The organism is Dolichospermum sp. LEGE 00246 (assembly GCF_015207865.1).
In the GTDB taxonomy this organism is placed as follows: Bacteria; Cyanobacteriota; Cyanobacteriia; order Cyanobacteriales; family Nostocaceae; genus Dolichospermum; species Dolichospermum heterosporum.
Genome location: NZ_JADEWA010000426.1, coordinates 1 through 4806, shown reverse-complemented (window position 1 = coordinate 4806; position 4806 = coordinate 1). Strand labels below are relative to the sequence as shown.

The 4806-nt window shown below is 39.3% G+C and carries 3 protein-coding genes; 1 reads left to right on the top strand and 2 read right to left on the bottom strand.

The features are described 5' to 3' along the window. The first annotated feature begins 282 nt into the window (after positions 1-282). Positions 283-1251 carry an ROK family protein gene (locus tag IQ228_RS21370; protein WP_193964361.1) on the top strand — a complete coding sequence of 323 codons (969 nt, stop codon included), beginning with the start codon at positions 283-285 and terminating at the stop codon, positions 1249-1251. Positions 1252-1294: 43 nt separating this feature from the next. Here the strand turns inward: IQ228_RS21370 and IQ228_RS21365 are convergent, their stop codons facing one another. Both IQ228_RS21365 and IQ228_RS21360 read right to left on the bottom strand, forming a co-directional pair. Next, positions 1295-3904: a peptidase domain-containing ABC transporter gene (locus IQ228_RS21365; protein WP_193964359.1), complete on the bottom strand. Its 2610-nt coding sequence runs from the start codon at positions 3902-3904 to the stop codon at positions 1295-1297. Between the two features lie 32 nt (positions 3905-3936). Further along, positions 3937-4695 (bottom strand): peptidylprolyl isomerase, encoded by a 759-nt coding sequence (locus tag IQ228_RS21360; protein ID WP_027403268.1) that lies wholly within the window; start codon positions 4693-4695, stop codon positions 3937-3939. Positions 4696-4806 lie beyond the last annotated feature (111 nt).

Sequence of the window (4806 nt, the reverse complement as noted above, 5' to 3'; positions counted from 1 at the left end):
ATGCAGGATTTATCCTGCCTCTAGTACAAAACGGCGTAAATAAACCAACCATTCTAAATCCTCCAAAAGCCTATACTGTCTTCATTTTGACTTTTGACTTTTGACTTTTGACTTCCGCCTTGCGGTAATCCCTTGTCTAAAGCCCAAATGTGGCTTCCTGAGTCACCTACATTTTCAAGGGTTTTCGGCGTTCTTCCTTATAATGAACTACAGCAAAATTTTTATTCAGTAATAATGGTGAATGCTTGATAGTTGTTTCGTAAATTCCCTATTTTTAATTATATGACATTAATTTTAGCTCTAGACTTTGGCGGGACAAAATTGGCAGCAGCAACAGTTAAGGCTGGTGGTAAGGAGTGGTTGGATCATGAATCACGATTTTCTCCTACAAATGGTGATGCTTTGACTGATTTGGAAATTATGCGATCGCTCATTGATTCCGTGCTAAAAGGAAGAAAGCCGGATGCCATTGGTGTCAGCTTTGGTGGTCCAGTGGATGCCACCACCGGCTTAGTCCGCTTATCTCATCACGTTCCTGGCTGGGAAAATGTTCCCCTTAAACAAATACTTGAAGAAGATTATCACGCACCTGCCAGTATAGATAATGATGCTAACGTTGCTGCCGTTGGTGAACATCGCTTTGGGGCTGGTCAAGGATATGATAGCCTATTTTACATTACCATTAGTACAGGTGTGGGTGGAGGCTGGATACTTGATGGTAAGCCCTGGCGAGGTGCATTAGGCATGGCGGGAGAAGTTGGACATATTGTGGTAGATCCTAGAGGTCCCTTATGCTTATGTGGAAAACGGGGATGTGTAGAACGTTTAGCTTCTGGTCCCTACATGGCGCAAAATGCACGGGAAATGTTGGAGAAAGAACCACCTAGCACTAACGGTAAAATCAGAGGAGGCGTACTCAGGTATTTGACTGGTAATGATCTCAACTTACTTACAGGCAAAGTCGTCAGCACCGCAGCAGCCAACGGAGATGAAATAGCACAAGAAGTATTATACAGGGGTGCATGGGCTTTGGGGGTCGGTATTGGTAATGTCGCCAACCTCATGAATCCTCAACGGTTTGTTTTAGGTGGTGGTGTTACCAAATCTGGGGATAATTTCTGGACTGTGGTGCGAAAGGTGGCTAGGGAAACCGCACTCCCAGAGGTGAATTTTGAGGTTGTGCGGGCATTATTGGGTGATGATGCACCTTTATGGGGGGCTGTGGCTTTGGGTTTGAATGTTTTGGATTAAACTCTTTTTCTCACGCAGAGGCGCAGAGACGCGGAGAGATATCTTAAATATTCGCTTGTTGTCTTTGATAAAGTGACCAGTACAACCCTTTTTGTTTTAAGAGTTCTAAATGTGTTCCTCTTTCGGCTATGACTCCTTTTTCCATGACTAAGATTAAATCGGCTCGTTTGAGGGGGGCAAAGCGGTGGGCAATTAAGAATACTGTGCGGTTAGAGGAAACATTTTTGAGGTTTTGCAATACTTGTTGTTCGGTTTCACTATCTAAGGCACTGGTGGCTTCATCTAAGATGAGAATTGGTGCAGATGCTAGGAATAATCTGGCTAATGCTATGCGTTGTCTTTGCCCTCCAGATAATGCTGTTCCTCTTTCTCCTACGTTGTTTTCATAGCCGTAAGGTAGTTGACTAATGAAGTCATGGGCTACTGCTAATCTGGCGGCTTCGACAACTTGTTCGGAGGTAATATCTGGATTGCCTAATGTAATGTTTTCCAAGATTGAACCATTAAATAAAAAGTCTTCTTGGAGAACTACGCCTATTTGTTGTCTTAAAGATGCTAAGTCAGCACTTTTGATATCAAATCCATCAATTAGAATTCGTCCTGACTCAATTTGATAGAGTCTTTGGAGAAGTTTAGAAAGGGTACTTTTTCCTGAGCCACTTCTGCCGACAATGCCTACAAATTGTCCTGGTTTAATGTTAAAAGAGATGCCTTTTAATACTGGTTCGGTATTGGCATGATAACGAAAGAAAACTTGATCAAAATCAACTTCACCTTTGAGGGGTGGTAATACTAATCCTGTGCCGGCTTCTGTTTCTGGGGCAGCGTTGAGAATATCACCAATTCTATCTACTGATAATAGCACTTGTTGGAGGTTTTGCCACAACTGAACTAACCGTAATAGGGGACTTGTCACTCTTCCTGATAACATTTGGAAGGCAATTAATTGACCAATGGTTAGTTGATGATCAATTACTAATTTTGCCCCAAACCACAGGATAATTAAGGTAGAAAAGTTAGTGAGAAAGTCACCAATATTACTACTAATATTAGATGTGGTGGAAGCTTTAAAACTGGTACGAATGAAGCGGGCAAATAAACCTTCCCACCGTTCTCTCGCTACTGGTTCTGCGGCATGGGCTTTAACAGAATGAATGCCAGTGATTGTCTCTACTAAAAATGATTGACTGTCCGCACTCCGGTTAAAGGTTTCATTTAGCCAAGTTCGCAAAATCGGTGTGGCGATAATAGTTAATGTGGCAAATAATGGTAAGACGGCTAAGGCTACAAATGTTAGAGGAATGTTGTAATAAAACATTAATCCCAGGTAAACTACAGCGAAGATACTGTCAAGAATGACGGTTAAAGCTGTACCTGTGAGAAATTGGCGAATTTGTTCTAATTCTTGGACTCTAGCAACTGTATCACCCACTCTCCGCGACTCAAAATAAGCCAAGGGTAAACGCATTAAATGGCGAAAAAGTTGAGCCGATAAACTCAAGTCTAAACGCCGGGCTGTGTGGGTAAAGATGAATAGCCGCAGCATACCCAGGATAGATTCAAATGTCGCCACAAACAAGAGGGCGATCGCCATCACATCCAAAGTAGCTAAACTCTCCTGTACCATCACCTTATCAATGATGACTTGAGTAATTAATGGAGAAGCTAAACCCAATAATTGCAAGGTAAAGGAAGCTAATAAAACTTCACCTAATAAACCTCGATATTTCCAAACCGCAGGAGTAAACCAAGCTAAATTAAATTTCTCTTGCTGGGAAATTAGTTCAGTTTGCCATAATGTACCATCCCAACAATTATCCACCACAGATTGAGGTAAATGTTCACAAATGTAATCAGGATTTTGAGGATTGGCAATAATTAAAAAATTGCCTTTTATGCCATAAGCTACAACCCAATTAAATTGGGGATTTTTATCTTCCTGATTACCTTGATTCCACAACAATACAGCGGGAAAAGTTAATTGGCGTAATTCATGCCAATTAACCTGTAATTTCCGCAATACTAACCCTAATTTCTCCCCTGCTTCTACCAGATTTTTTGGCTTTTGTCCTCGCAACTGACGTTGTACCCATTCTAATTGCACAGGATTTTGTAAATATTGCGCCACCATTGTTAAACAAGCTGCACCTGTATTTCCACTTCCCACAAAGGGATAATTAGAAATTGTGGGTTGTTCCCATTTCGCAGGATGTGAAGGTGAAGAAATGGGAGAATTAGGAACTGGTAAAATAGTTTCAATTTCTTCTACCTCTGCTGAATTATTCCAAAATTCATTAACTTGAGGATTTAAAACCTTTTTCCACAAAGCCGAATTCCAACACACAACTATAACTTCCTTACTAGCAGCTACAGCTTTACAATCAGCAAATAATGGTTGACAGTTGCCAAACCAATCTCCTGTTTGTAAAGTAGCTACGGTTTTATTTTCTTCTTCCTCTCGTAAACGCACTTTACCAGCGACAATAAAAAATTGATAGTTTCGCTTGCCAAAAGCATCACTACCTAATTTTTGTGACCAAATTTTTTCGCCAAGTTTGTAGTTATGTATTTCTGCTTGCTGTTTTAATTCGTTTTGTTCTTCAGCATTTAGCCAGGATAGTGGCGGTTCATTCCAGGGTAAATTGTTTAACACATTTATTCGTTAAAATTGATTATTTAGAAGTTTTAATCCAATTGAATTTTGACTGTCAGATTTTGAATCTTATCCCCTAGCCATTTCTCAAATAACTCATTTTTTAGTGATTGTTGTAATTGAGTATCTTCTAAAGATGCTGGAAGAATTTGTTCTAATCTAAATAAAGCAAAACGTCCTTCTATTTCTATGGGATTGATCAATTTTCCAGGGGTGGTTGAGTCTACAGCCGCACGTAATATGTCTGGTATCGTCCCCCGACTAATTGGTCCCATCATGCCATTAAATACTCTTTCATCGGCTAATGAATACTCTTTTGCCAGTTGTTCAAAACTACTTCCTTCTTCAACTTGAGTTTGTAGTTCTTCTGCTAATTCCCGACTTTCAACTAGAATCCGCGACAGGATAACTCTATCCAAATAAATTTTCTTTTCAATAAAGTATTCTGGTAATTTTGATTCTGTGACTAATTCTTTGAGTTTCTCTAACTGAAAGCTAAAGGTAATAGATGTATGAAAAGTTGTATAATCTGTACCATTGCCTATTAGCCATTCTTGAAATTTTTGGGCATCAGTTAGTTGATTTTTCAGCCGAAAATCAATAATTGTCTGCTCAATTAAGGTGGAACTAATCTCAATATCTGTTCTAGCACTAATTTCTTTTTCAATTACGTGCTGACGCAGTACGTCACTCATGAAATTTCCTAGTCTACCAGATATTTGTAAGTATTTGACTACTTCAGTTAGGGTAATTTCCTGATCATTTACAGTTAAAAAAGATGAAGATTCCATGAAGTGATTCTCAGGATAATACTAAAACATCTATAAGACTTTCCATTAAATAATGGGGAAAACAGTAGAAAACTATATCTAGCAATAATAAAGATTCGATAAATTAAATAT